At 68.7% G+C, this 23,281-nt stretch carries 19 protein-coding genes; 11 read left to right on the top strand and 8 right to left on the bottom strand.

Annotated features, from left to right (window positions below):
- The first annotated feature begins 268 nt into the window (after nucleotides 1-268).
- Nucleotides 269-1,387 carry a hypothetical protein gene (locus P12x_RS28830; RefSeq protein WP_435008559.1) on the top strand — a complete coding sequence of 373 codons (1,119 nt, stop codon included), beginning with the start codon at nucleotides 269-271 and terminating at the stop codon, nucleotides 1,385-1,387.
- Between the two features lie 48 nt (nucleotides 1,388-1,435).
- Here P12x_RS28830 and P12x_RS28825 read toward each other — a convergent pair whose 3' ends face one another.
- A complete protein-coding gene (locus P12x_RS28825) occupies nucleotides 1,436-3,559 on the bottom strand; it encodes a hypothetical protein (protein WP_435008558.1) in 2,124 nt (707 codons plus the stop codon).
- Nucleotides 3,560-3,764: 205 nt separating this feature from the next.
- Here P12x_RS28825 and P12x_RS28820 point away from each other — a divergent pair, with 205 nt between their 5' ends.
- From P12x_RS28820 to P12x_RS28810, 3 genes are read left to right on the top strand one after another with little or no spacing between them, the layout of a single operon-like run.
- Nucleotides 3,765-4,808, top strand: a complete 1,044-nt coding sequence (locus tag P12x_RS28820; protein ID WP_435008557.1) for a DUF1559 domain-containing protein — start codon at nucleotides 3,765-3,767, stop codon at nucleotides 4,806-4,808.
- 16 nt (nucleotides 4,809-4,824) lie between these two features.
- A complete protein-coding gene (locus P12x_RS28815) occupies nucleotides 4,825-5,334 on the top strand; it encodes a hypothetical protein (protein ID WP_435008556.1) in 510 nt (169 codons plus the stop codon).
- Nucleotides 5,335-5,360: 26 nt separating this feature from the next.
- Nucleotides 5,361-6,188, top strand: coding sequence for a hypothetical protein (locus tag P12x_RS28810; protein ID WP_435008555.1), 828 nt, complete (start codon nucleotides 5,361-5,363; stop codon nucleotides 6,186-6,188).
- Between the two features lie 21 nt (nucleotides 6,189-6,209).
- On the opposite strand, the gene P12x_RS28805 is transcribed toward P12x_RS28810, so the two are convergent.
- The 3 genes from P12x_RS28805 to P12x_RS28795 form a co-directional block, all read right to left on the bottom strand.
- Complete coding sequence (locus tag P12x_RS28805) at nucleotides 6,210-7,118, bottom strand: alpha/beta hydrolase (protein WP_435011745.1); 909 nt, start codon at nucleotides 7,116-7,118, stop codon at nucleotides 6,210-6,212.
- 71 nt (nucleotides 7,119-7,189) lie between these two features.
- Nucleotides 7,190-7,918, bottom strand: a complete 729-nt coding sequence (locus tag P12x_RS28800) for a 4'-phosphopantetheinyl transferase family protein (protein WP_435008554.1) — start codon at nucleotides 7,916-7,918, stop codon at nucleotides 7,190-7,192.
- Nucleotides 7,919-7,922: 4 nt separating this feature from the next.
- Nucleotides 7,923-9,947, bottom strand: coding sequence for a prolyl oligopeptidase family serine peptidase (locus P12x_RS28795; RefSeq protein ID WP_435008553.1), 2,025 nt, complete (start codon nucleotides 9,945-9,947; stop codon nucleotides 7,923-7,925).
- Nucleotides 9,948-10,475: 528 nt separating this feature from the next.
- Between P12x_RS28795 and P12x_RS28790 the strand changes: the two genes are divergently transcribed.
- The 4 genes from P12x_RS28790 (at nucleotide 10,476) to hemA (ending at nucleotide 14,215) form a co-directional block, all read left to right on the top strand.
- Nucleotides 10,476-11,651 carry a formylglycine-generating enzyme family protein gene (locus P12x_RS28790; protein ID WP_435008552.1) on the top strand — a complete coding sequence of 392 codons (1,176 nt, stop codon included), beginning with the start codon at nucleotides 10,476-10,478 and terminating at the stop codon, nucleotides 11,649-11,651.
- A 28-nt stretch (nucleotides 11,652-11,679) separates the two neighbouring features.
- Nucleotides 11,680-11,907, top strand: coding sequence for a hypothetical protein (locus P12x_RS28785; protein ID WP_435008551.1), 228 nt, complete (start codon nucleotides 11,680-11,682; stop codon nucleotides 11,905-11,907).
- 107 nt (nucleotides 11,908-12,014) lie between these two features.
- On the top strand, nucleotides 12,015-12,935 hold the full coding sequence (locus tag P12x_RS28780) for a cytochrome C assembly family protein (RefSeq protein ID WP_435008550.1): 921 nt from the start codon (nucleotides 12,015-12,017) through the stop codon (nucleotides 12,933-12,935).
- Nucleotides 12,932-14,215: a glutamyl-tRNA reductase gene (gene hemA / locus P12x_RS28775; protein ID WP_435008549.1), complete on the top strand. Its 1,284-nt coding sequence runs from the start codon at nucleotides 12,932-12,934 to the stop codon at nucleotides 14,213-14,215. Before P12x_RS28780 ends, hemA begins: the two co-directional genes overlap by 4 nt.
- A 12-nt stretch (nucleotides 14,216-14,227) precedes the next feature.
- Here the strand turns inward: hemA and P12x_RS28770 are convergent, their stop codons facing one another.
- The 4 genes from P12x_RS28770 to P12x_RS28755 all read right to left on the bottom strand — a co-directional run bounded on the left by P12x_RS28770 (nucleotide 14,228) and on the right by P12x_RS28755 (nucleotide 17,269).
- Nucleotides 14,228-14,530 carry a hypothetical protein gene (locus P12x_RS28770; RefSeq protein ID WP_435008548.1) on the bottom strand — a complete coding sequence of 101 codons (303 nt, stop codon included), beginning with the start codon at nucleotides 14,528-14,530 and terminating at the stop codon, nucleotides 14,228-14,230.
- Nucleotides 14,527-15,144: a flavin reductase family protein gene (locus tag P12x_RS28765; RefSeq protein ID WP_435008547.1), complete on the bottom strand. Its 618-nt coding sequence runs from the start codon at nucleotides 15,142-15,144 to the stop codon at nucleotides 14,527-14,529. Before P12x_RS28765 ends, P12x_RS28770 begins: the two co-directional genes overlap by 4 nt.
- Nucleotides 15,145-15,192: 48 nt before the next feature.
- Nucleotides 15,193-16,266, bottom strand: coding sequence for a hypothetical protein (locus P12x_RS28760; RefSeq protein WP_435008546.1), 1,074 nt, complete (start codon nucleotides 16,264-16,266; stop codon nucleotides 15,193-15,195).
- A gap of 193 nt (nucleotides 16,267-16,459) precedes the next feature.
- Nucleotides 16,460-17,269: an SIMPL domain-containing protein gene (locus P12x_RS28755; RefSeq protein ID WP_435008545.1), complete on the bottom strand. Its 810-nt coding sequence runs from the start codon at nucleotides 17,267-17,269 to the stop codon at nucleotides 16,460-16,462.
- A gap of 577 nt (nucleotides 17,270-17,846) precedes the next feature.
- Between P12x_RS28755 and P12x_RS28750 the strand changes: the two genes are divergently transcribed.
- From P12x_RS28750 to P12x_RS28740, 3 genes are all read left to right on the top strand, one after another.
- Nucleotides 17,847-19,292, top strand: coding sequence for a sensor histidine kinase (locus tag P12x_RS28750; RefSeq protein WP_435008544.1), 1,446 nt, complete (start codon nucleotides 17,847-17,849; stop codon nucleotides 19,290-19,292).
- 135 nt (nucleotides 19,293-19,427) lie between these two features.
- Nucleotides 19,428-22,391 (top strand): PQQ-dependent sugar dehydrogenase, encoded by a 2,964-nt coding sequence (locus P12x_RS28745; protein WP_435008543.1) that lies wholly within the window; start codon nucleotides 19,428-19,430, stop codon nucleotides 22,389-22,391.
- Nucleotides 22,392-22,414: 23 nt separating this feature from the next.
- Complete coding sequence (locus P12x_RS28740) at nucleotides 22,415-23,230, top strand: hypothetical protein (protein ID WP_435008542.1); 816 nt, start codon at nucleotides 22,415-22,417, stop codon at nucleotides 23,228-23,230.
- Nucleotides 23,231-23,281: the final 51 nt, after the last annotated feature.

Raw genomic sequence — 23,281 nt, 5'->3', positions numbered from 1 at the left:
TCCCCGGCTTTCCGGAGGAGCTGACCCGGCCGGTGGCGGACCGGAGAGAGGGACGGCCTCAAGAATTTCCCGGAGCACCCAGACTTCCCGAAATTCATTTGAGGCGTCGTCGCGATTCTCCTATGCTAGAATAGTGGATGCGAGGCCGCACCTCGATGTAATCCCGGAAGCCCAGCGACCGGGGCATAGGGCAGCGACTCGTATCGCCCTATCCCCGTCGGAGTCGGCCGGGGGCAAGCTCCTCTTAATTGACACCGGAGAGATTCCCGTGACTTGCAACTATCGCTGGATCGGCGCGGTCGCCGTCGGGCTGGCCTTGACCGGCACCCCGGCCCGGGCCCAGTTCTACGGCGGGGGCTACTGGGGCGGCGGATATGGCGGCGGTCAGACCCCGCAGGGAGACATGGCCCGGGGTGCGGGCGTCTACGCCATGGGCGCCGGTCAGTACAATCTGGACACGTCGCAGGCCCGCTCGATCAACGCCGACACGGCCATGCGGTGGAATCAGTACATCTACGACTCCCGCGTGCAAAGCGCCAAGGTCTGGCACGCCAAGATGGCCCGCGACGAGAAGCGGAGCCAGGCCGACTTCAACGCCATCCGGACGCGGCTCCGGGACAACCCCACCACGGTCGATATCAGCCGGGGCGACGCCCTGAACGTCGTCCTGGATGAGATGATGGATCCGAGGGGGTTCTCCAAGTCCGTCTACTATGGCCATAAGGTCAAGCTCGGCGGCGACATGATCCGCAACATCCCCTTCTCGTACGCCTCGGCGGCCATCTCGACCAGCGTCCACCAGCTCATGGACGGCGGCCCGCCCCCGAGCCTGAAGACGCCCGAGTTCGCCAAGGACCGCGTCGAGATCAAGGCCGTCGCCGACGAGCTCCGCAAGCAGGGCGCGGACGGCGGCAAGCACGACCCGGCCACGATCGACAAGCTCCAGGCGATGCTGGTGGACCTCCAGAAGAAGGTCGAGACCGTCTATCCCCGGAATTCGAGTCAGCGGAACGAGGCGACCAAGTATCTCAAGGCCGCCCACGGCCTGGCCTCGATGCTGGAGACGCCCGCCGTCAACGTGCTGCTGGCCGGCGTCGAGAATCGGCCCGAGGCCACCCTGGGCGATCTCCTGGGATTCATGGCCGCCTACAATCTCCGCTTCGGGGCGGCCACCACGCCCGCCCAGCGTCAGATCTACACGACGCTCTATCCGATGCTGACCAAGCTCCGCGACGATTCGGCCGATCCCAACGCGACCGCGACCGCCGCCGCGACCCCGGTCGACGCGAACGCCCCGGCCGACGCGTTCGAGGGTGTGGGCTATAACAACGACGAGAAGGCCCCCATGCCCCCGCCGCCCCCGACCCCCGCTCCGGCCCCCAAGTGAGCGATCCGCCGGCCCCGCGATGATTCCGTCGCGGGGCCTGGACTCTCGCTAGTCCTCCCGATCGATCCAGGCCGGCTGCGTGAATGCGCCGTCGGTCGCGACGTCCCAGACCTCGAATCGGGCCCAGGTCCGGCCCTCCAACTCGGGCCGGAAGGTCAGGGTCCGCCGGCCGAACGGCGGGGTGTCGGACAGGTCGATCCGCTCACGATAGACCCCCCGGCCGTCGCCGGAGACGACCTCCGCATATCGGAGCGGGAAGGTCCAGGACAGCTCGACCCGGACCTCGGGGCGATCCCCCTTCCCGACCTTCAAGGCCTGCCCTGCCTCGCTCCCGCCGATCGTGGCCGACTCGATCAGGACCTCGCCGGTCGTCACGAAGAATCGCCCGGCGCGGAGGGCGTCCAGGATCGGCTGCCACCCCTCGTCGAACCGGGGGAGCCGGTCCAGCCGGACATAGTTCACGTTCATATGTCCGTAAACTTCGTGGCTCCGGGCGAGCTTGAAGGTGTCGACCTCGCCCAGCAGGATCTTCCTCGCGCCCCAGTTGCTCATGTCGTCGAGCAGGTCGAGGCCGCGCTCGCCCAGTCGGGGGCGAGACAGGTCGGCGGGCATCGCCTTCCAGGCGGCCCCGAGCCAGGAATCGCCCCGGAAGAAATCCTCGTCCCGATAGATGTCGGGCGCGAAGTTCGACGACTTGATCCGGGGATGGGCGGTCCAGGCCAGGCCGTGCTCTTGATTCAAGAGCTTGAACATGTCTTCGGTGTCGCCGACGTGGTAGACGGTCCCGTAGGTCGGGTCGTTCTCGACGAACGGCTGGCCGGGGCCGCGCTTCATGGTCCAGTAGACGGGCTTCGGGAACATGGCGAGCCAGTGGCCGGGATTCCGGCCGGGCTCCCTCGGGCCGAGGTAGAGGTTGGCCTCCTCGCCCGGGATCATCAGGAGCTTCTCGTCGGAGAGGCGTCGGCATTCCTCGAACATCGCGGCCAGTTCGGGGAGCCGGATCGGGCCGGGGTCGCCGGGGTGCCCGTCGCCGTGGAACTCGGCGGCGTGGACGGCGTCGACGCCCAGTCCCTTGAAGACCTCGACGAGTTCGGGGATGGGCAAGGGGCGGATCCCTTCGGCCTTCTGCCTCATGGCCTCGACGGTGAAGGCCATGTGCCAGTGGCTGGTGAAGACCTTGCGGCCGGGAAGCTCGGGGAAGCGGTCGCCGTGGGTGAACCGGAGGGCCTCGCGGATCGCCCCCTCGGCCGGCTCGCGGCTCAGGAGGTAGAAGACCCCGAGGCGCTGCTCGGTGCCGGGCGGGGCGTTGACCCAGGGCGAGAAGTTGCCCCCGCCGGTCTCGTGCTGGCCGATCCCGATCCCGAAGCCCGGGGCCAGCCCCCGATGCCCCCGGCCGTGCCAGGCGGTCTTCAGGTTGTCGGTGTCGTCTCGCGGGAAGAAGTATTGATGCGGGGGCGGGAAGCAGGCCAGCGAACCCCCCCCGGACTCGGCGACGATCGCCCGGTGCCGGACCGCCTCGGACCGGTCGGGGGCGTCCGGGGCGACCGGCTCTCGATGGATCTCCCCTTCGGTGTCGACCCAGGCCAGGCTCCGACCGATGGGCTCCCGGCCGATCAGCCCGGCGTCGTAGAGGTAGGCCGTCCGATCCTCGAGGGTCGACACCACGGCCTCGACGTGGACCAGCCGGGCCCCGGCGTAGGTCGTGATAACCAGCTCGCCCCGGAACGGCCCGACCTCGATCGGGCCGATGGCCACCGACCCTCGCCGGCCCTCGGATAGGACGCGAAGTGTCTTGCCCCCGAAGGTCGAGGCGAAGGCCCGGTGGGGACGCTTCGCGGGGTTGTCGAAGAAGACGTTGAAGACGCTCATCTCCGGGGGGATCGGCGGCGGGTTCTCGCGGCTACCGACGACCACGAAGGTCGAAGGCTCGACCCGCTCGGCCAGGGTGGCCGCCCGCCCCGAGGCGTCCTCGAGGATCTCGATCCGTTCGAAGAGCGGCGATCCGGGGCGGAGGTCCAGCGTCAATCGGCCCGACTCCCCCGGCGCGGCGGGCCAGGTCATCGTCGCTCGGTCGCCTTCGCGCCGGACCTCGGATCGGCCCGGATCCTCGGACCCGGTCGCGGTCGCCGCGAGGACCATCGTCATTAGTAGGCCGGCATTTGTCGATTTCATGGCGTCTCATCCCCTGCCCCGATCGGCCGTCGACCCTCGACGATCTCGGGCCAGGATAAATTCCCCACCCGGCCGATGCGAGGAGATCCCGGGCAATCCTCTCGGGAACTTGGCGGGGATTTCGCGCGAAAGTCACGGCTGATTGATATAACGGATTCGTCGGCTTAATCCTGCCGCTCCCCGTGCATCAACCAGGACTGATCCCTTGAAAGCTCCCCTGCGCCCCCCGGGATACCGTCGCCCCGGCTTCACGCTGATCGAGCTGCTGGTGGTGATCGCGATCATTGCCGTCCTGATCTCGCTGCTGCTGCCGGCGGTCCAGGCCGCCCGCGAGGCCGCCCGCAGGGCCCAGTGCATCAACAACCTCAAGCAGCTCGGGCTGGCCAGCCATAATTTCGAGGGGACTCGCAACTTCTTCGCGCCGACCTGGGCGATCCGCGAGGAGTTCCTCGGCGGGGCGAATCTGCTCCCCGCCGACAATCCCAACTACATCCCCCCCTGCCCCAAGCAACTGGGCGACGTGTGCGATTATCCTTATAACATCCATGCCTGGGTCCCGCTGATCATGCCCTTCATCGAACAGTCGGCCCTCTCCAACAGCTACAATCTCTCGGTCGCCTTCGCCTCGATGCCGAACTCGACGGCGATCGGCACCCAGCTCAACTTCATGGTCTGCCCATCGGCCCCGGGCCTGCGGACCATGCCCTTCGTCAGCTCGCTGGACGGCCAGACCTACACGCTGGCCGCGGGCGACTACGCCATCGCCGACGGGATCGACAGCAGCTGGCTCGATGCGAACAAGGTCCCCCACCCGCCGGGCCAGATCGTCCGGGGCATGCTCAAGGGGAACTACCTCCGGCGGATCGCCGAGGTCACCGACGGCACCTCGAACACCATCATGTACTCCGAGGACGCCGGCCGGCCCAACTTCTACGTCGGCGGGAGGCAGCTCCAGTACGGCGTCAGCTATCCCTGGTATCGGAACGGCACGCCGCCGACCCAGGACAACGAAGGCTCGGGCGCGGGCTGGGCCGACTACGGGAGCGAGTTCTACATCGACGGCGACGGCAGCAAGGAGCACACCAACTACAGCAGCAACAACGAGATCTACGCCTTCCATCCCGGCGGGGCCAACCACGTCTTCGCCGACGGCTCGGTCCACTTCGTCAAGGCGACGACCGCCCCGAGCGTCATGGCCGCGCTGATCAGCTACAACGGCGGCGAGGTCATTTCGTCCGATTCTTATTGATCGATCCGAGGTCTCCATGCTCACCCATCGACAGGCCCTCGCGACCCTGATCGTCGGCGGACTCCCGGCCGCCCTGGCCGGTTGCGGAGGGTCGGACCCGGGGCGGTTCCCCCTCCATCCGGCGGGCGGTCAGGTCCTCCTCCAGGGCAAGCCGCTGCCCGGCGTCCAGGTGACCTTCCGGCCGGCATCGGCCGACGAGGAGGCCCCCGTCCCGATGGCCCGGACCGACCAGGAGGGCCGGTTCCGCCTGTCCACGTTCCTGCCCGGCTCGACCGTGGCGTCCGAGGGCGCACCGGCCGGCGACTACCGGGTCGCCATCTCGACCCCGGCCCGATCCGACTCGATCGACTTCGCCCGGAAGGACGCCCCGAAGGTCGCGCCCGACCTGCTCCGCGGGCGGTATGCCGACCCCGGATCTTCCGGCCTCAGGGCCTCGATCCGGCCCGGCCCCAATACCCTGGAACCCTTCGATCTCGGGGCCAGGGGAAAGCCCGCCGCCCCGGCTTCCCAGGCGAGCCGCGACTGATAGAATGGGAGGTCGGGAGGCTTGCCATGAAGCGGGTCGGAATGACCGATACCTCGGACGAAGCGCTTCGGGTCCTCGCCGACGTCTATCGACGGATGACGCCCGTTCGCAAGTTGCGCTTGCAGGCGGCCGACTATCGGGCTGAGCGTGATCTGCACGAGGCGGGCTTCCGGAAGCGAGAGCCCCGAGCGACTCGCGACCAGATCCGGTCCTCCTGGAATCTCATCCGGCTGGGCTCTGGCCCCTGGTTGTCCGTCGGAGACGAGTTGATGGATCGGCCCCTGGACAATCTGGATGTCGTCCGAGAAGTGGTCGGCGCGTTCGACCGACTGGGGATCGCCCATGCCCTGGGTGGTTCCTGGGCCAGTTCCTACCACGGCGAGCCCCGATCGACCCGCGACGCCGACCTGACTGTCGAGCCGTTTACCGGGAGGGAAGCCGACCTCGTCGCGAGCTTCGGGCCGGACTATTACGTTAGCCTGGAGGCCGTCAGGGAGGCGGTCCGCGGACGTCGGACTTTCAATATCATCAATACGATCGCCGGGTTCAAGGTCGACGTATTTGTGAGTAAAGATTTGCCATTTGATCGATCCGTCCTGCGTCGTCGATCGGCGGTCGAGATGCCCGGCGACACCAACTCTCCCCTCGTCATGATCTCGGCCGAGGATACCATCCTCCTCAAGCTGGAGGGGTATCGCCTCGGCAATCAGGCGTCCGAACGGCAATGGCTGGACGTGCTGGGCGTGATGAGGGTCCAGGGCGAGCGGCTCGACCAGGGCTATCTCGACCTCTGGGCGGCCGAGCTGGGCGTCGCCGACCTGCTCGGCGACGCCCGTCGCGATGCGGCCCCTTGATCACTCATCGGCGATCGTGGATCAGCCCTTCTCGCCAGGCTTGAGCAGCCCCCGGGCCTTCATCCACTCCTCGCACCGCCGGGGCCAGGAGGCGACCGGCTTGCCGATCGGGTTCATCCCGAAGCCGTGGCCACCCGACGCATAAACATGCAACTCGGAGGGGACTCCGGCCCGCTTCAGGGCCAGGTACATCCGGACGCTGCTCTCGACGGTCACGGGGTCGTCCCCGGCGTGGGCGAAGAAGGTCGGGGGCGATCCCGAGCCCACCCGGATCTCGGGGGCCAGCCCCTCGCCGTCCTTCTCGGTCAGGTAGGCCGGATAGACCAGGATGGTGAAGTCGGGCCGGCAGTCGGCCTTGTCGAGGTCGTCGACCGGCTCGTAGGCCCGCTTGTCGGGGTTGGTCGAGGCCCAGGCGGCGAGGTGCCCCCCGGCCGAGAATCCGAGGATGCCGATCCGTTTGGGGTCGAGCCCGAGGTCGGCGGCATGGGCCCGGGTCACGCTCAGGGCCCGCTGGGCGTCCATCAGGGCCTGCGGCGGGGGGGCGTCCTTGGGCGTCCCTTCGCGGCGGGGGACCCGGTACTTCAGGAGGACGCCGGTCACGCCGATCGTGTTCAGCCACTCGGCGACCTTCGCCCCCTCATGGTCGGAGGCCAGGATGCTGTAGCCGCCGCCGGGGCAGATCACGACCGCCGCGCCGGTGTCCTTCTCGGGGCTCGGGCGGTAGACCGTCAGGGTCGGCTTGGTGACGTTGGAAATCCGGAGGATCCCGCCGGAGGTCTCCGACTTCTCCTCGCCGATGGCCCCGGCCTCGCCCGGGGGCTTCTCGGGCCAGAGGTCGAAGGTCTTGGGGGCGGGCGGGTCGTCGGCCCGGGCGACGGGCGCGAATCCGGTGGCGAGGCAGAGGCCGAGCCCGATCGCGGTGAGTTTCATCACGATGACATTTCCTGATCTGAATAGGAGAGTGGGAACCGGGGACGTCCCGCGTCATCCTAACGCCGGCCCTACCGATCGGCCAGCGCCCCGTCCCACCAGGCCCGCCGGAGGGTCCAGCCGTGCCCCTTGACGCAGGCCGCGGCGACGTATCCCGGCTCGGCCGGCAGCTCGACCAGGGACCATCGGGCCGCCTCGTCGGGATCGGGTAAAGTAGATAAGAGCATGGCCGGTCGATCGGGGCCGAGCGTGACCTCGAACTCGTCGAGCGGGATCGCCAGTCCCTTGCCTTTTGCTTTGATGTACGCTTCCTTGCGCGTCCATCCGTGGAAGAAGGCGAGCGTCCGGTCCGACTCGGGAAGCGCACTCAGGGCGGCCACCTCGCCGGGGGCGAAGAACCGGCCGGCCAGGGCCTCGCCGCCGAAGTCGGGCCGGACCTGCTCGATGTCCACGCCGAGGTCCCGGCCCAGGGACAGGGCGTACAGGACGAGCGACCCGGAATGGGCCAGGTTGAAACGAATTGGTAATTGTGGATTTAAGTCCGGGTCGAGTTCGGGCTTGCCGTGCGGGTTGGTGACGAAACGGATCGCGCCCGGGTCGCGGTCCAGGTATCGGCCCAGGATCGTCCGGAGGAGGCCCCGGCCGACCGCGAACCTCCGGCGGTCGACCGGGTTCACGAACCGGTCGGCCCGCCTCAGCTCGGCGTCTTCGAGGAGCCCCCGCATCGCCCCGACCACGTCGTCGGGGGCGTCTCGCGAGGCGGTCCAGACGTGGACCTCTTGGGGGGGGAGCGGGATCATCCGGTCAGTCCCGGGCCGGCCGGAGTTCCCAGGCCTCGCCGAAGAAGTCGGCGGCCGCGATCTTGCCCGGCTTCCGGGAGTCGGGCGGCGTGGTCACGTCCACGATCGCCCAGTCGGGCAGCTTGGGGACCTGTCTGGCGTTGTTCAAATAATCATATTCTCGGAAGGTGAATCCGCTGTTCAGGACGACGTACTTCGCCGGGTTGAGCGGGTTCGGGTAGATCAGGATCGGCGCGTGGGTCTCGGCGTCGAACGACCGCGAGCCCGCGACGACCTTGCCCCCTTCCCAGCGGATCGGCAGCTTGTCGGCGATCCGCTTGAGGATGGCGTTGCTCCGGGGGTCGCCCCAGAGGATCAGGTTCGAGGAGGCGATGTCGGCGTCGGTCACCATGATGTCGTCCTTGACCCGGGCGTCGCCGCGGAAGTGCCTCCGCCAGTGCTCGATGGCCCGCGCCCCCTCCTGCTCGACCCACCCGGCGACCTTCGGGTAGTCCGATTTGCCGGTGGGCCTGACGATCACGAACGAGTCCATGAAGGCGTCGTCGATCGGCCCCTGGAGGTCGTGTCGCTTGCGGAGAACATCACCTTGTGCTTGCAAGTCCTTGCGCGTCCAGGTGTCGCCATCCTTGATGAGTTCGACGTGCCAGGATCGATCCGAGCCCGGGCGAGGGACCGGGATGACCGTCTCGTCGATCGTCAGGAGGACCGGCCGGGCCGGCTCCAGGGGGCTCCAGCCGGGGGGCATGTCCAGCGTCAGGGCGGTGACATTCCGGGTGACGATCTCGACGGCCGAGTCGCCCACCAGCCTGGCCCGGACCGAGGCCCTGGCCCAGTGCTCGCCCATGGCGTCGATCGTCACCCAGGACATCTTGTTGTACTTGAGTGTATATGTGACGAAATCGACGCTCTGGAAGATCCGCTTCCGTCCGTGCTCGGCGATGCTGTCGAGGCGGCGTTCGACCTCCTCCCTGGCCTCGGGGTGGTAGGCGTGCTTGGTGGCCGGGCCGATGATGTGGACCAGGTGGACTTCCTCGGAGCGGAGGGCCTCGTCCATCACGTCGGCGGCCTGCTTCTGGCTGTCCAGCTCGCCGCTGTAGGCGACGGTCGGGCACTGGAGGAGGTTGGCGGCGTAATCGGTGCAATCATACAGATGCCAGAGCGCCTTCTCGTACCAGGTCGGCTCCAGGGTCTCCTTCTGGAAGACCTTCAGGAAGCGGGGGGTCTCCGAGAACCCCGCGCCGGGGTTGCAGGCGAACCACCGGTCGGAGTAGTGGACGCCGAACTGCCAGGCCGCCGCGCCGCCCATCGAGAACCCCCGGACGCTGATCCGGTCGTCGTCGATCTTGTACTTCTTCTTGACGTCCTCCAGGGCCTCCAGCACGTCCACCTCTCCGGCGAACTTGTAGGCGTTGCAGTACCGCCCGTAAGGGTGCAGGACGATGGTGTCGGCCGGCGTGAAGGTGCCCGGCTGGCGCTCGCGAATGTCGATGAAGTTGACCTCGCTGGCCGTCTCGCCGCGCCCCTGGAACCAGAGGTCCAGCCGGTATCGGTGCGGCGTGGCCGTCGTGTAGGTCGGGGGGACGACCAGCCCGTAAGGCTGGACCGAGCCGTCGATCTTCGAGACGTAGCCGCGGACCAGCAGGCCGGTCTGCGTGGTCCAAGGGGCCTCGCCCCGGCCCAGCGCCTCGGCCCGGGCCTGCCCTTCTTCCAGCTGGTGCTTGGCCTTGGCGATGTCCTTGGGATCGAAGAATTCCCGGTGAGTCAGGGCGTCATGCACGGCCTTGTAAAAGACCTGGACGTCCGGCAGGAGCAGCGCGAGCCTGGGGTCCTCCTTCTTCGCCAGGAGCGGCTCGATCGCCTTCTCGAGCGAGGCCAGCCCTTCCTCCAGCGCCTTGCGATCCTCGGGCGAGACCTCGATGCCGAGCTTGGGGACCCGGCGGACATCCTCCGGGCGGTTGTCGACCGGGCCATCGGCCAGGGCGGCGGCCAGGGGGACCAGGCAGGACAGGGAGACGACGAGCCATCGCATGACGTTCATTCCTGCGGACGCGGTTTCGGCGGGACGCCCCGTGGGGCGTCGCCCACTCCGGGCCACCCTCGGCCGACCGGGCTGAACCAAGTCTAGGGGAAGGCCCGGCCGGATTGAAGGGTGGAGGCCCGGATCGAGGCGGCACGCTTTTTGGCGGCGATGGTGAAATCCTGGCCGGAGCATCTTCTCCGGCTCCCTCTCCCCCCGGGAGAGGGCCGGGGTGAGGGGACCTCGCATGACCATCGAGGCCCGGATTCGGAGTGTCGGATATCGTCGAGGGGTCGGAAAGACCCTCACCCCAACCCTCTCCCGGGGGGAGAGGGAGCCGGAAAAGACCGGAATGTCGGAATCCATTGGCGAATGCGCGGCTTTCTCGCGCAACGACCCGGGCCGACCGGCCCCTTTCGTCGAACCTTCGGATTTGCGATGCTGGGAGATCCCCACGGATTCGCATCGACCGCGCCCGGATTCGAGTGAGCCCGGCATGCGGCCCGATCCCGGAGCACCCCGACGGAGCGAATTCCGGTCATGTCGCGATCGAGCAAGACGACGCAGGCGAAAGCCCAGGCCAGGACTTCGAAAGGCTGGCTCGGGCAGTTGGGGATCCTGGTGATCGCCGCCCTGGCGACCTGGGGCGCGACCCGGCTCTGGAAGTCGGCCCCCGAGCCCCCCAAGCCCTCCCCGACCGAGTCGGCCAGGGTCGAGCCCGTGCTCGGGTTCGCACCGACGATCCCGGCCGAGTCCGTCCCGTCCGACCCCGCCCCGCCGGGGATGGTCTGGATCCCGGGCGGGGTCTTCTCGATGGGGGCCGAAGATCCCCGGCCTGAGCCCTATGGCGGGCGCGACCCGATGAACGACGCCCGGCCGATCCACCGGGTCTCCGTGGATGGCTTCTGGATCGACCGGACCGAGGTCACCAACGACCAGTACGCCGCCTTCGTCAAGGCGACCGGTTACGTGACCGTGGCCGAGCGAAAGCCCCGCGCCGAGGACTTCCCGGAGGCCCCGCCGGAGAACCTCGTGGCCGGATCGGTGGTCTTCCAGCCCCCCTCGGAACCGGTCCCGCTGGACAATCATTACCAGTGGTGGGATTACATCAAGGGGGCCTGCTGGAAGCACCCCGAAGGGCCCGAGAGCAGCATCGAAGGGCGGGGGAATTATCCGGTCGTCCAGATCGCCTTCGAGGATGCCGAGGCTTACGCGAAGTGGGCCGGCAAGCGGCTCCCGACCGAGGCCGAGTGGGAGTTCGCCGCCCGAGGGGGACTCTCCGGGAAGCCGTATTCCTGGGGGGATGAATTCAAGCCCGGCGACCGATGGATGGCCAACATCTGGCAGGGCCGGTTCCCGGTCGACAACACGAAAGAGGACGGGTTCGCCGGGGTCGCGCCGGTGGCCCAGTTCCCGAGCAATGGATACGGCCTCCATGACATGGCGGGGAACGTCTGGGAGTGGTGCTCCGACTGGTATCGGCCCGACACCTACACCCTGCTCGGGTCGGCCGGCGGGGTGGCCCGCAACCCGAAGGGGCCCGACTCCAGCTTCGACCCCGCCGAGCCCGGCCAGCCCAAGCGGGTCCATCGAGGGGGCTCGTTCCTCTGCACCGACCAGTACTGCACCCGGTACATGATCGGCACCCGGGGCAAGGGGGAGATCTCCAGCGGGAGCAACCACCTGGGCTTCCGGTGCGTCAAGCCGACCGGTTGATTCGTCCCTGATTACGGATGGGCATGCCATGACGTTTCTCGCGAGCCATTTCCGGACGCTGGCCTTCGCGGCGGCGGGTGCCCTGCTCGGGCTGATCGCCGCCTCGAGCGACCCGACCCCATCGACCAAGGCCGAGGTGGCGAAGCCCTCCCTCCCGGCCGTCGAGGCTCCCCCGTGCGAGGCCGACCCCGCCCTCGGCGAGGTCCCGGCCTGCTGCGACCCGCGATCGGGCAAGGGGCGGCTCCTGGCCCGGTAATCCTCCCCCTGGGATCTCCCGGCCCGGATGAGTACACTAGGAGGACGAGCCGAGGGGGCCGTCGCGGGGTCGGTCGGCCCGCCCAGGCCGGTGTCCAGGGGTCCTTGATGGTGGATCGTCTGAGCGTCCTCTGCTTCGGTGGGACCTATGGGCTGGCCCTGGCCTGCGACCTGGCCCGGTTCGTCGTCCGGGGGCAGGCCCGCTGGTACGCGACCCTGGCCCTGACCACTCTGGGCTGGGTCGTCCAGACGGCCTACCTGGGGAACCTCGCCCTGGAGTCGCGCCAACTCCCGGTCTCCACCGTCTTCGAGTCGCTCCTGGTCCTCTCCTGGGTCCTGGCCGGGGTCGGGCTCTACCTGATCGTCCGGTCCCCCAAGCCGGTGGCCGTGGGGGTGTTCGTCCTGCCGGTCGTCCTGGCCCTGGTGATCGTGGCGGGGGTCTGGGCACCCCGAGAAGACTGGGTAGCCTCGGGATGGGGCGGTCCCACGCGGTTCTGGGGCGCGGCGCATGGGATCCTTTATCTGGTGGGGGCGGTCGGGTCGTGCGTGGCCTTCGCCGCGGGGTTGATGTACCTGGCGCAGTCTTACCGGCTCAAGCATAAGCGGCCTCCTCGGTTCGGGTTCAAGCTGCCGAGCCTGGAGGAGTCCGAGCGGTTGAACCGGGGGGCGATCACGCTGGCGTTCCCGTTCCTGACGGCGGGATTGCTGGTGGGGGTGGTGATGGAGGTGGCCTTGCGGAAGGCGGGGCATTCCCGACTGGGCTGGAACGATCCCAAGGTGGTCAGCGGCGTCCTGATGTGGCTGGTCTTCGCGGGGCTCCTGCACGCCCGGTTCCGGCCGGAGATGCGGGGGCGTCGGGTGATGGTGTTCACGGTGATCGCGTTCCTCTGCCTGGCGTTCGCCACGGTGGGCGTCGACCTGCTGCACATCACCTCGCATGGCGTTCCGCGGAAGGAAGCCGAGGGTTCGGGGCTGGGCGTCCGGGGGATTGGCGACGGTCGGCCGGTCCGGTCGGGGGTGTCCTCGTGAAGCTCCTGGCCCTGGGCGTCGATCACCGGAAGGCCCCCGCGCCGGTCCGCGAGGCGCTGGCGTTCGAGGGGGCTCGGCTCGATCAGGGGCTCGACGCCCTGAAGTCGGGCTTTCCCGAAGGGGAGTTCGTGGTCCTCTCGACCTGCAACCGGGTCGAGGTCTACGCCGCCGGGGTCGACGGGGCGATCCCGACCACCGGGGCCTTGATCGAGTGGCTGGCCCAGTTCCACGGGCGGCTCGCCGACGAGTTCGCGGCGCACCTGGTCGACCATCACGACGGCGAGGCCGTCGCGCACCTCTTCAAGGTCGCCGCCAGCCTGGAGAGCCTGGTCCTGGGCGAGGGGCAGATCCTGGGCCAGGTCCGCGACGCCTACAAGGCGGCCGTGGCCCGGAAGTCGGTCGGGCCGATCCTCCACGCCGTCTTCCCGCACGCCCTCCGGGTCGGCAAGCTGGTCCGCGAGCGGACCGGGATGGACAAGGGGAAGCTCTCGGTGGCCAGCGTGGCCGTCGACGTGGCCCGCGACGTCTTCGACACCTTCGGCGACAAGACCGTGCTGGTCATCGGCGCGGGGAAGATGGGCGACCTGACGCTTCAACATCTCTCGACCCTCCGACCCGGCTCGATCCTGGTGACCAACCGCAACCCCGAGCGGGCCGAGGCCGTCGCCCGCCGATGGGGCGGCAAGGCGGTCCCGTTCGATCGACTGGAATCGGCGCTGGTTGAAGCCGACGTGGTGGTCAGCACCACCGCCGCCGATCGGCCGATCGTGGACCTCGCCCTATATAGTCGGGTCCAGAAGGCGCGCAAGAACCGGCTCGCCCTGATTTTGGACATCGCGATCCCGCGCGACTTCGACCCGAAGATCGGCGACCTCGAACAGGTCATGCTCTACAACGTGGACGACCTCCAGGCCCAGGCCGACCGGAACCGGAAGAACCGCCAGAAGGGGGTCGACCCCGCCCTGGCGATCATCGAGCAGGAGACCGCGACCTGCCTGGCCGCGCTCCGCCACCGGACCCACGCCGGGGCGGTCCTCCGCCAGCTGGGAGACTACGCCGACGCCGCGAGGCTCCGCGAGTTCGACGCCCTGGTCGCCCGCCAGCCCGACCTCACCCAGGCCCAGCGCGACGACATCGCCCACGCCCTGATGAGGCTCCAGAACCAGTTCCTCCACCACCCCCGGGCCGCGCTTCGGACCGCCGCCACCGCCGAGCCGACCGAGCACCCCCACCCGCTCCTCCACGCCGTGAAGGCCCTCTTCGGCCTGGCGGATGGGTGATCTCGGAGCGGCTCAATCCTCGAATTCGGGCTCCGGGACCGCCGGGGCTCCCGGGGTCGGCCCGGTCTCGGGCGGCACGATCACCTTCATCTCCAGATTGATCAGGCCGATGTTCAGGATCACGCCGAGCTGGACGGGCAAGGGGCCCGCCCCGCGCGAGCGGACCTGATCGGCCGCAACCTCCAGGACCCGCGCCGCCTGGTCGACGGCCGCTCGGATCGCCTGATCGGTCATCGACGACGCTCGGCCCCGGGCGTGCTTCAGGGCCGAGTCTGCCAGCTTTCCCCCGAATCTGGGGAACCTCCCGAAGTTCATCGCCCCGCCGTCCGCAGCTCGAACCGGTCGCGGGTCCGGACGTAGTCGTCGCCCGCCATCCGGCCGATCGCGCCGAGCTTGTCGGCGTCGATCCGATAGCGCTCGTCAATCAGGTGGTCTTTCACGTAAATATGCTTGACTTCGCCGATGACCATGCTGGCGATGCCGATGGGGATCACGTGCGTGGTCTTGCACTCGAACGAGACCGACGCCTCGCCCACCCGGGGCGGCTTGATGACCTGGCTGGGCATGGGGGTCAGGCCGGCGTGGTGGAACTCGGATTCGCCGTAGGGGATCGACTCGCCGGTCCTGGCCATCGCCTCGGCGTAGGACTCGTCGGCGATGTTGACGACGAACTCTCCGACGCCCCCCTCCTCGACGAACCGGGCGTTGCGCAAGGTGTCCTTGATGCTGCCGTCCCCCTTGAGGCCGCCGACGGTGAACGCCAGGCTCAAAGGGGAATGGCTGGCCACGGTGAAGTACGAGAACGGGGCCACGTTGGGCATCCCGTCGACCGAGACCGTGGAGACGACCGCGATCGGCCGGGGGACGACGCAGCCGATCACCAGCTTGTAGCAGAGGTTGAACGCCAGCGCCTGGGGGTCGATCTCCATGAACCCGATGCTCCGAGGACGACCGCGACTCTGCCCGACGAATCCACTTTACGATACGCCTCGAACCCGATCGGTCAAGGGGTGGCCTCCCAGGAATTGGGCCCCCGCCGGCTCCCTAAAGTCGGACATGGTGGCGAGATCGGCCATCAAGTAGGTGTCCCGGGCCGGGAGTGCGGGCGATGGCGGGGGCTCGACCGGCCCCGGTTGATCGTCGCGGAACGAACCCAATGGCGGGGCGGTCTCGACCTCGATCTTGGCCTCGGCCTCGACCTTCTGCAACTCGGCCAGCGACCGGAAGACCCCGCGCTCGGCCGCGGCCTCGTAGCGGCGGGCCAGCGTCGCCTCGCGCGAGGGGTCGAACAGGGCACGGTCCCCGGACCCGGCCCGGTCCTCCTCGATCGCGTCGAGATCCAGGGTGGCTCGATGGACCAGGAGCCCCTCGATCTCGGCGTCGATCAGGTCGGCCATCGCCCGCCTCGCCCAGACGACCCGGTCGGGGTCGGAGAGCCCTTCGCCGTCGACATCCGAGAGGAATTTGAAGTTGCCGATGATCGCCTCGGAGATGGCCCGGACCCGGGTGACCGGGACCTCGGCCCACCGACGGCCGGTCAGGTTGGCCACCCGGTCGCCGTAGGTCCAGTCCCACCGGCCGGAATCCAGCTCGTCGCGAAGTTCCAGGAGGCCGGCGACCAGCCGGTCGACCCCCTCGGGCATCGCGCGGAGCTTCCGGGTGTAGGTGGCCGGTTCGTGGGCGAGGTAGGCGATCAGGTGGTCGACCTCGGAGAGCCGGGCCTCGTCGAACGCGGCCTCGGCGTGGAGCACGCGGGCCTCGGTGCAGGCCCGTTCATGCCGCGAGCAGCGCTCCACGCGGACGGTCAGCTCGGCGATCCGGCCGACCAGATACCGCCCCATCTCGGTCGACGGCCGCATCTCCTCCTGCATCGCCCGCCCCCGACGCTCGACCTCGGCCGAGTCGACCGGCGAGAGGACGATGCCCTCCCCCGCCATCCCGTGCTTGAAGGAGTTCCGTCGAGAGATCGCCTTCCCCTCGGACGTCCGGGGGCCGGTCGACTTCAGGGCATTGGCGCGATTGGCGGCGATCCGGGCTTCGCTGGCGGGCATCGAGGGGGACTCCAAGGTCGAGGAGCGGGGCCGGGTTGCGCCGCTCCTCGATAAAATCCCCATCCAACGAGGCTGCCCAGCATGGTTTTTCGGGCGATCCTCCATTTTCCGGGGACCCGGCCCCATTGGTAATGTGGCCGGGTTGGTCCGAAGGCGGATTCGATGGCCCATGGCATCGGCCATCAAGAGAGGCTTACTTCGACGCCTTCAACTCGAACGAGACCGTGACCGAGAGGCTGATCTCCTGCTCGCCCGGGCTCACGGGCATGGAGGTGTCGGCGGCGGCCATCCGGAACATCATCTGCGGTTGCGGGGGCATCGGCCCGGCGGCGCTGCCCTCGGTGATCTGGAGGGGCTGGCCGAGGGCCATCCCCGACCGGGTCGCGTAGAGTTCGGCCTTGGCCCGGGCGGCGTCGAATGCCTTCCCTCGCAAGGTTTCCTGGACCTTCTCGGGGTCCTCGACCCGGAAGGAGATGCCTTGCATCTGGTTGGAGCCGGCCTCGACGACCGCATCGACGATCTCGCCGATTTTGGTCCGGTCGCGGGTGGAGACCCGGACGGTATTGGTGACCTGATACGCGACGATCTTCGGGGCGGTCGCCTCTTCGGGGACGCCGGGCTTGGGCTCGGCCGGTCGGGAATACAGGGGGGAGATCGAGAGTTCCGAGGTCTGGATGTCCTTCGGGGCGACCCCGCGCCCCTTGAGGGCGTCGATCAGGCGGTTCATCTCGGCGTTGTTATCGCGGACGGCCTCCTTGGCGGTCGGCTTCGAGGTCGTCACGCCGACGGTGACCTCGGCCAGGTCGGGGACGACCGAGACCTTCGCGGTCCCGACCACCGTGACCTGCCGGGCCGGGGTCAGGAGGTTCCGGAGGGCTTCGCCATCGACTCGGACTTCGCCGGGCTCGTCGGCCATTCGTCGCTCCTCGCCCGCCTTGGCGGGCTGTCCGGCGATCGCTGCGGTCAGGCCGCAGATCGAGAGAATTCGCAAATGGGGTGACATGGGATGCTCCGATGAATGGGGGTCGTGCCGGGTCTCGGCCGGCGGCCACGAGGGCCGTCGTCCCTCTCGTGGCGAATCGCGGGCCGCGATCCTCGGCACTTGCCGACTTTACTCGATCTCGGGCCTCGGTGGCATCCGGCGACGGATGATCCGGAGTCCCTGGCCTGGCCTGGAATACCACGAATCGCGGTCGAATCTCTTGGATTTTTCGGGGATGTCCCAGGAACGTTGCACCGGGGTCGCTTGTGAAGGATCTCCCTCAGCCAGGCCCACTCCCGGGAGGAGAGGGTGGTCGAAGTCCGGGCGAGGGTTCCCTCCGATCCGCCGGGCCGGCTGGCCATGATCCCGGGACGCCGCCGCTTTTCCGGGAAGGCTGCGTCCCGATATTCCGGGGGTTGCGCCGGGGCTGGCCCGGCCCCCTTCCCCGGTCTCTATACAATCCTCCCGGGGTTCGACTAAGATCGACAACCCCGGAGCATGGCCCCAGCCCGCTCCGACCTTGCCCGGACTCTCTCGCCCGGTTGGCCTCGGCGTCTCCCCCCTGCCGAACGACCCAGGGACGGATCGCACGATCCCGATGCAAGTTAACATTTCTTGCCGACATTGCGGCCGTCCCCTGAACGCCCCCCGGGAATTCCTCGGGCGGACCGTCCAGTGCGGCCATTGTCGGGGCGAGTTCCTCCTGGACGATCCCGGCCCGGCCCCGGTGATCCACCGGCCGACGCGGGAGGTCGACTCGACGCTCAGCCGGTCGATGCTGATGAAGATCCCCAACCTCCGGCCGGGGCCGTCCGACGCGATGGTCTGCCGGCTGGAGCCGGGGAGCCTCCGGGTGGTCCAGGGGTCCGACGCGTTCGTGGGCTTCGTCGGATCGACCCCCCCCGGGCGGTCGCGGTCGCTCCTGGAGTACCTCCATCCCGACGACCGGGCCCTGGCCGAGGACGAGTTCCGCCAGGCCGTCGAAGTCGGCGAGCGGCACGACTTCGTCCTCCGGGTCCGGAGCCTTTCGGGCGACTGGCACTACATGCGGATCTTCACCCAGGCCCGGTACGACCCCGACGGGTCGCTCGACCACGTCCGGTGCTTCCTCAAGGACGTGACCGACCGGGTCCACGCCGAGCAGGAGCTGAGGCGGCGGACCGAGCAACTGACCGACGCCAACGAGCGGCTCCGCAAGATCAACCGGAAGCTCCAGGAGACCCAGGGGCAGCTCGTCCACTCCGAGAAGCTGGCGGCCCTGGGGACGCTCTCGGCGGGGATGGCCCACGAGATCAACAACCCGCTGGCCTTCGCCACCAACAACGTCGCGGTCCTGGCCCGCGACCTGTCGATGGTCCTGACGATCCTCGGCCGCTACCGGGAGGCCCACGCGACGTTGGAACAGGCCGATCCCGAGACGGCCTCGGCCATCCGTCGGCTGGTCGACGACGCCGACCTGCCCTATCTCCGGGAGAACCTCCCCCGGCTGGTCGAGTCGACCCGACGGGGGCTGGGCCGGGTGGCGCAGATCGTGGCCGACCTCCGGGCCTTCGCCAACCTCGATCGAGCCCCGATCGGCGAGATCGACGTGAACGAGTCGATCGACCAGGGCCTCTGCCTGATCGGGGGGCAGCTCGCCCGCGAGCGGATCGAGCTGATCCGCGACTACGCCGAGCTTCCCCGGCTCCAGTGCGCCCCGGCGCACCTGAACCAGGTCTTCCTCAACCTCCTGATCAACGCAATGCAGGCCGTCGAGGCCACCGGCCGGACCTCGGGGACGATCCGAGTGATCACCCGAGCGGATCAGGAGGGGTCGGTCGTCGTCGAGATCGTCGACAACGGCGTGGGGATCCCGCCCGAGGTCATCCCCAAGATCTTCGACCCGTTCTTCACCACCCGGCCCATCGGCAAGGGCTCGGGACTGGGCCTGAGCCTGGGCCACGGGATCATCAGCGACCACGGCGGGACCATCGAGGTCGAGAGCGTCGTCGGGGCCGGAAGCACCTTCCGCGTCCGGCTCCCGAGCTGCCGACCGTCCCGCTGATCGAAGGTGGGCCGCCATCCGGACGGGCTCGCGTTGCTCCTTCGCGGTTTTCGCGATCGGCTTCGGGCCGGGTCAGGATACAATGCGGCCCTCGCTTGGACTCGCCCGCCCGGTCCCGGTTCCGGAGTCGCGTTGATGCCGTCATCCACACTCGTTGGGATTGGCCGGACCTCGGCCGTGTTGGCTCTCGTGATCGCGGCGGGATTCGCGGCGAGGCCCGGCCCGGCCTCGGACGAAGGGGGAGCAGGCCCGGCCCTCGCCGAAGGCTCCCGCTCGGGCCGGACGCCCTGGGTCGGATCGCGGGTCGTCGGGACACCGGAGCCCCCCCCGCCCTTCCGGGTCGTCCGCGTCTTCCCGAACCTGAAGTTCGACCATCCCCTGCTGCTGACCCGCTATCCCGAGGGGGATCGGCTGGTCGTCGGCGAGCAGTCGGGCGTCCTGTACTCGTTCGCCAACCGCCCGGATGCCGGGGCCGAGCCGTTCCTCGACCTGCCCCGAGGACTCGCGACGATCGGCCAGCTCGCGGGGGCGAAGGGGGTCGAGGCGGTCTACGGGCTGGCCTTCCACCCGGACTTCGAGCGGAATCGCCAGTGCTTCGTTTGCTATACCCTGCGGGGCTCGGCCCCCGGGCCGAATCTGGAGGACGGCACGCGCGTCTCGCGATTCCGGGTCTCGCGGACCGACCCGCCGCGAGTTGATCCTTCGAGCGAGGAGATCCTCCTCTCCTTCCGGCAAGGGGGCCACAACGGCGGCGACCTCCACTTCGGCCCCGACGGGATGCTCTACATCTCGACCGGGGACGCGGGGAGCCCGAACCCGCCCGACCCGTTCGACACCGGCCAGGACATCTCCGACCTACTGTCCTCGATCCTCCGGATCGACGTCGACCGCAAGGACCCCGGCCTGGGCTATGCGATCCCCGGCGACAACCCCTTCGTCGCGACCCGGGGGGCCCGCCCCGAGGTCTGGGCGTATGGCTTCCGCAACCCCTGGCGGATGAGCTTCGATCGCCAGACCGGCGAGCTGTTTGCGGGGGACGTGGGCTGGGAGTTGTGGGAGTCGATCCACCGGGTCGAGAAGGGGGGCAATTACGGATGGTCCGCGATGGAAGGCCCCCAGCCGATCAAGTCCGAGCCGGTCGGGCCGACGCCGATCCGCCCGCCGTTGATCGAGCTGCCGCACACGATCGCGTGCAGCATCACCGGCGGGCTGGTCTACCGGGGCGAGAAGTTCCCCGAGCTGCGCGGGGCCTATCTGTTCGGCGATTGGGAGACCCGACGGCTCTGGGCCGCGCGGTTCGAGAGGGACCTCGCCCGCGAGATGACCGAGATCGCGCGGCCGTCGGTGCGCTTCGTCGCCTTCGCCGAGGATCGTGACGGAGAGCTCGTCTTCCTCGACCAGGAGGCGGGCACGCTGCACACCCTGGAGAAGAACTCCGACGGTGCCCGCAACGCCGACTTCCCGACGGAGTTGTCCCGGACCGGCCTGTTCGCCTCCGTCGAGGATCAGAGGCCGGCGGACGGCGTGGTCTCGTTCTCGGTCAATGGTCGGCAGTGGCTGGACGGGGCGACGTCCGAGCACTGGGTCGCCTTGCCGGGCACGTCCTCCGTCACGCTGTTCGAGAACGGCAAGCCGATCCCCGGGCTGGTGAACTGGCATAACTTCCGGATGCACTTCCCCAAGGATGCGGTCCTGATGAGGACCATCTCCCTGGCTGGCAAGCGTCTGGAGACGCAGATCCTGCACTACGACGGCACGGACTGGCGAGGCTACACCTTCGCCTGGCGAGACGACCAGTCCGACGCCGACCTGGTCCCCGCCGAGGGGGGCGAGAAGGAACTGTCCGTCGGCGATCAGAAACGGATCTGGCAATTCCAGAGCCGGAGCCAGTGCCTGTCCTGCCACAGCAACCAGTCGGAATATGCGCTGGCGTTCCTCCCCGAGCAGTTGAACCGCCCCGGCCCGGACGGGCGGAACCAGCTGGTGGCGCTCACCGAGGGGGGGATCATCCGGCGGGCCGACGATGACGGCGCCTCGCTCCCGCCATTCGACGCCGCCTCGGCCTCGAAGGAGCGGAAGATCGCCGATCCGACCGACGAAGGCCAGCCGCTCGAAGCGAGGGCACGAGCCTACCTGCACGCCAATTGCGGGCACTGCCATTCCGAGCACGGGGGCGGGTCGGTCGCGCTCCGCTTGCAGGCCAACGTCCCGCTCGCAGAGATGCAGGCGATCGGAGTCCGGCCCACCCGGGGAGACTTCGGCCTGACGGATGCCCGGATCATCAAGCCGGGGGATCCGACCGAGAGCACCCTGTACTTCCGGATGGCCAAGTTCGGCCGCGACCGGATGCCGCACATCGGCTCCGAGCGGCCCGACGAGGCGGGCCTGGACCTCGTCGGGCGATGGATCATCGGGATGGACCCGGGCGGGCCGCATCCGGGTCAGTCCATCTCGTTCAAGCCGATCGACACGGCGCTGGCCAACCCGACCTCCGCCCAGCAACTGGCGAGGATGGTCGGGCGAGGTGAGTTGGAGCCGATCGAACGAGGAGCGGCCCTGGGCTCGGCGGCGAAGCTCCCGAATGGCCCGATTCGCGACCTCTTCGAGGGCTACTTGCCCTCGGACGGCCGGGCGCGGAAGCTCGGCTCGAACCCCCGGCCCAGGGCGATCCTGGCCCTGGCGGGCGATCCCGATCGGGGGGAGAAGCTGTTCTGGTCGGAGGCGGTCCGGTGTGGCACTTGCCACCGGGTCGGCGATCGGGGCACGCCGGTCGGGCCGGACCTGTCGAGCATCGGCAAGCTCCGGGCGCGTGAGGACCTGCTGGAGAGCCTCCTGGAGCCGTCCCGCCGGGTCGAGCCGATGTACGCCGCCTATGCCGTCGCGACGAAGACGGGTGCCTCGTTCTCCGGCTTGCTGGTCAAGCGGGACGAAAGCCGGCTGGTCCTCCGGGATGGCCAGGGCAAGGAGGTTGTCCTCAACGCCGGGGACGTGGAGGAACTCCGACCGTCGCGAGTCTCGCTGATGCCCGACGGCCAGATGGCCGACCTGACCGCCCAGGAGGCAGCCGACCTGATCGAATATCTGGCCTCCCGCCGGTGAACCTTGTTTCTCGGATGGCAGAGGTGCAGCCGACTCCCCGGCGATGCATGCTCTCGCAGACTCGGGAGATGGCGATGTTCCTGGAACTGTTCCACCCGGCAAGTAGGCAAATCTTCCGTGGCAAACGTGGTGACGGCTCGGAATATGGGCACGTGTTCGGAGGCGTGAGCGATTACGCGGGCCTGGCGGCATTCCGCGGCGAGCCGGCGGTCCACCTGCTTCTCCGCCTCAACACCGCCGATCCGGCCGTCGGCGTCACCCTCCCGGGGGTGCAATGGCTTCCGCTACTCTGTGCCATCCGATATGGGGCCTGCAACCTGGGCTATCGGGTCATCTCCGACCGGGAGGTGAAGATCCTCCACCAGACCGAGACGAAAGCATGGGACGGCTTCCCCTACGACGGATACCCGGATCGTCTCCCCTCTTCGCCGCTCGTGCTCGGGGAACGCGCGTATGACCCGAGCAACCCGAGAGACGCCTGCTTCTACTCCGGAGTCTTCGGGTACGACGCCCTCTCGCCGGAACAGTTCGCCGCCCTGGCTCGCTTCGTCGTCGAAGAAGGGATCTTCGACCCAGACATCAGCGATTGGGAGACTCCGGACAGCTACCTCAGGGAAGGCAACTGCCTCCCCTTCAGCCAAGGCCCCCCGGTCGATGATTGCCCGGACCCGGGTTGCCCCAACCACGGCCGTGCGTCGTCGCTGAGGACGCTCGCCATCTTCCAAGAAGGCAAGTCCGAGTCGCGGGATCTTTGGGGAACGAACTGCGGCAGCCTCCAGATCATTTACCAGATCTGTCCCGCTTGCTCCGCCATCCGGACGACCAACCAATGCGACTGAGGACATTCCGCCGTCTCCGCCTACCCGGGTCCCGACGCGCCAGCCACGAGA

The sequence above is a fragment of the Tundrisphaera lichenicola genome (assembly GCF_051175385.1).
In the GTDB taxonomy this organism is placed as follows: domain Bacteria; phylum Planctomycetota; class Planctomycetia; order Isosphaerales; family Isosphaeraceae; genus Tundrisphaera; species Tundrisphaera lichenicola.
This window is presented reverse-complemented; position numbering and strand designations above follow the sequence as displayed.

Coding starts and splice junctions, on each gene's coding strand:
- P12x_RS28770 (WP_435008548.1), bottom strand. CDS start 14,530: ATGAACTTCGGGAGGTTCCCCAGATTCGGGGGAAAGCTGGCAGACTCG.
- P12x_RS28760 (WP_435008546.1), bottom strand. CDS start 16,266: ATGCCCGCCAGCGAAGCCCGGATCGCCGCCAATCGCGCCAATGCCCTG.
- P12x_RS28755 (WP_435008545.1), bottom strand. CDS start 17,269: ATGTCACCCCATTTGCGAATTCTCTCGATCTGCGGCCTGACCGCAGCG.
- P12x_RS28745 (WP_435008543.1), top strand. CDS start 19,428: ATGCCGTCATCCACACTCGTTGGGATTGGCCGGACCTCGGCCGTGTTG.
- P12x_RS28750 (WP_435008544.1), top strand. CDS start 17,847: ATGCAAGTTAACATTTCTTGCCGACATTGCGGCCGTCCCCTGAACGCC.
- P12x_RS28815 (WP_435008556.1), top strand. CDS start 4,825: ATGCTCACCCATCGACAGGCCCTCGCGACCCTGATCGTCGGCGGACTC.
- P12x_RS28785 (WP_435008551.1), top strand. CDS start 11,680: ATGACGTTTCTCGCGAGCCATTTCCGGACGCTGGCCTTCGCGGCGGCG.
- P12x_RS28765 (WP_435008547.1), bottom strand. CDS start 15,144: ATGGAGATCGACCCCCAGGCGCTGGCGTTCAACCTCTGCTACAAGCTG.
- P12x_RS28800 (WP_435008554.1), bottom strand. CDS start 7,918: ATGATCCCGCTCCCCCCCCAAGAGGTCCACGTCTGGACCGCCTCGCGA.
- P12x_RS28780 (WP_435008550.1), top strand. CDS start 12,015: ATGGTGGATCGTCTGAGCGTCCTCTGCTTCGGTGGGACCTATGGGCTG.
- P12x_RS28810 (WP_435008555.1), top strand. CDS start 5,361: ATGAAGCGGGTCGGAATGACCGATACCTCGGACGAAGCGCTTCGGGTC.
- P12x_RS28790 (WP_435008552.1), top strand. CDS start 10,476: ATGTCGCGATCGAGCAAGACGACGCAGGCGAAAGCCCAGGCCAGGACT.
- P12x_RS28805 (WP_435011745.1), bottom strand. CDS start 7,118: ATGAAACTCACCGCGATCGGGCTCGGCCTCTGCCTCGCCACCGGATTC.
- P12x_RS28825 (WP_435008558.1), bottom strand. CDS start 3,559: ATGAAATCGACAAATGCCGGCCTACTAATGACGATGGTCCTCGCGGCG.
- P12x_RS28795 (WP_435008553.1), bottom strand. CDS start 9,947: ATGCGATGGCTCGTCGTCTCCCTGTCCTGCCTGGTCCCCCTGGCCGCC.